The sequence below is a fragment of the Pseudomonadota bacterium genome (genome assembly GCA_010028905.1).
GTDB lineage: Bacteria > Vulcanimicrobiota > Xenobia > RGZZ01 > RGZZ01 > RGZZ01.
In genome coordinates this window covers 1-2,190 of record RGZZ01000669.1, presented here as the reverse complement: position 1 = coordinate 2,190, position 2,190 = coordinate 1, and the positions used below count along the sequence as shown (strand labels likewise).

At 66.2% G+C, this 2,190-nt stretch carries 1 protein-coding gene; it reads left to right on the top strand.

Features of this window, described 5'->3' with window-relative positions; genetic code table 11:
- Positions 1 to 85: 85 nt before the first annotated feature.
- On the top strand, positions 86 to 1,816 hold the full coding sequence (locus EB084_24140) for a hypothetical protein (protein NDD31353.1): 1,731 nt from the start codon (positions 86 to 88) through the stop codon (positions 1,814 to 1,816).
- Positions 1,817 to 2,190 lie beyond the last annotated feature (374 nt).

The window sequence follows — 2,190 nt, the reverse complement described above, 5'->3', positions numbered from 1 at the left end:
GTGCTGGACCACTTCTTCCCCCCCGGCAGCCCCCCCAGTTGCCGATAGGAGTGCCGATCCGTGGCCGACCCTTGCGCAGGCGGGCTTGCTCAAGCCGCGACACCATCGCGACGAACCCATCGACACCGGACTCGACGCGTCGACGCGCGCGGGCCTCGAGCAGGTCGTGCAACGCGCCGCAGACGCAGGGGCTTCGTTCTCTGCGAGCGTGTCACATGGATGGGATGATGTGACCTGCACCCCACTGACGCCTCGCGAGGCGTCTGCGCTTGTGATGCGTCAACCTCTGCCATTTCGCGACACGCTCGTGGTGCAACTCGACGGCGGGTCGCACCATCTTGTGAGGAACCTGGTCGAGCTCCAGGCCCTCGATGCGACGTGCAGCCTGGCCGTCGCGACAGGCGCGACGCCGGTACCTGCCGCTGCAGCATTGCAGGCCCTCATCGCCGTTGGCTGGTCGTTTGAGACCCAGTCGTCCGTGACCGATCGAAGTGGCCTCTACCCGATTCTCTCGTTGATCTATCAGGGGGGGGAACTAACTGCAAGACCGCGCGCTGGCGCGGAGGGCGGTGATGTGGCTGATCGCCGCGTGCTCGTCGGCAGCCCGGATCACATGCGCGCCCTGGCTTTCTTCGAGCAGCTGGCACCCGCCGACGGATTGCGCGATCGGTCGTTCGCGGAAGGCCTGTGTTCTCTCGAGCAGCGGGGCTACTGCTTCAACAGCAGCCTCACCGTGAGCTCTGACAGGGGAGGGCGAGACGCCTACACGATGTACTCACAGACTCGGTCGCAGCTCTTGTCGTTCGGCAAGCCAGACGGGCTTTTCGTCAGGTTCACCGAGGCTGAGCTTTGCGACATCGACCGTCTCGAGCAGCGATACGCCCAGGCCTGCGATCTCTACGCGCGATTCGGAGAGCCGGCGTTGCAGCGCGTTGATGCGATTGGCTATCGGCACTTGTGGATCTCGGCGGTGATGCGTGACGAGAACGCCCCTTCGCTGCGCCCTGAGGTGCGCGCGGAGCTCCTGGCCACGCTGGTCGCAGGTCATGACATCACGTACAGCGGTCAGAAGATGGGTCTCGTCGATACCGCGGTGGAAGATCTGCGGGCGCTGTGTGGCCGCACCGACGATTTGAAGCTGCTGCGCGAAGAGGTCTCCTGGTTCGCGCGCATGCGCAGGTTCGCGAAGCCGGATGGGCTAGACGACGAAGCGCGACTCAAGCATCTGCGCGACCAGTATGGGCCCGAGTGCGGCACGCCTGCGCAGTATGAGCGGGCCAGGCACGATCTGGTGCGTCTCGTTGACGCGATGGGCAGCACCTGGCGCGCTCTCGAGGCCTACGACACCGTGCGCACCGCCCTTGGGCTCGAGCGCCTCGACGAGGGCGTCGTGGCCGTCGAGTGTCTCGCTCAGAGCGATGCGGCTCGGCGAGAGGAGGCCGTGGACGACCTGCGCTGCGTCCTGACGCATCGCCTCTCAGACGAGTCTCTCGAACAGGCGGTCACCCGCTTCGGCGAGCTGGCCCGTGCGCTCACCAATGCGGGGGCGGGGGCGCGCACCCGCGAGATGTTTGCCCGCGTTCAGGGAACCACCCGCGCAGCCGCCGATGGACCCGCTGGCGCCGACGCGCGACTGCATCGCCTGGTCTCGGCGCTTCCCGTATGCGCCGACGCCGATGTTGCGCTCAACCGCTCGCTGTCGTCGACAGACGAAAGCGAGCGCGCGCCTGCGACCGTGGAGACCGAAGGCGACGGCTGGGTGTTGCTGGGGGGCGTGCGCGTGCAGGTGCGGGCCGTTTGTTCGAGTCCCCAATAATCCGAACAGCGCGGTTGAGGTGTGCGAAGCCAGAAATCGCGCGAAGCGTTCGGCGTGTTCGTTTCCGAACAATCAGGAAACGGCAGGGCACGTCTCGAAGGTACGACGCATCGTGAGCCCCGTCACGCTCCCTGTGACCAGAGACCGATTCGTGGGGAGGCCGCCCCGTGCGATGCTGGCGCTGTGATGATGAAGAACCCACAAGGAGTGCACGAACGTGCGTAGCGCGATCTTTATCGCGCTCATCGCGAGCGCCCTCATGATGCTGGCGGCCACCCCGAGCCGCGCCCAGCACGATCCGGCCAATCCCGTGCCCTGGCCCGGCGGAGGCTATCAGGTGATCACAGACGGTCGCCCTCATAGCTGGTACTACC